A 255-nucleotide genomic window follows, 5' to 3' on the forward strand; every position below is an offset into this window, starting at 1 on the left:
AATCACTTCAATTGTAAATGGCTCCCCCTGCGGGACTCGAACCTGCGACATACGGATTAACAGTCCGCCGTTCTACCAACTGAACTAAGGGGGAATTACTTGCGTTAACTTATTTAAGTTAAACACTAAATAATGGTGCCTCGAGGCGGAATCGAACCACCGACACGCGGATTTTCAATCCGCTGCTCTACCGACTGAGCTATCGAGGCAAAAGAATGGTGCCGACTACCGGAATCGAACTGGTGACCTACTGAT

Annotated in this window: 2 tRNA genes; both read right to left on the bottom strand. The window is 48.2% G+C overall.

Annotation, left to right across the window (positions count from 1 at the left end):
- Positions 1–18: 18 nt before the first annotated feature.
- Positions 19–94 (bottom strand) — tRNA-Asn (locus tag A3712_RS23985).
- 39 nt (positions 95–133) lie between these two features.
- Positions 134–209, bottom strand: a tRNA-Phe gene (locus A3712_RS23990).
- Positions 210–255 lie beyond the last annotated feature (46 nt).

The organism is Vibrio sp. HI00D65 (genome assembly GCF_001635455.1).
In the GTDB taxonomy this organism is placed as follows: domain Bacteria; phylum Pseudomonadota; class Gammaproteobacteria; order Enterobacterales; family Vibrionaceae; genus Vibrio.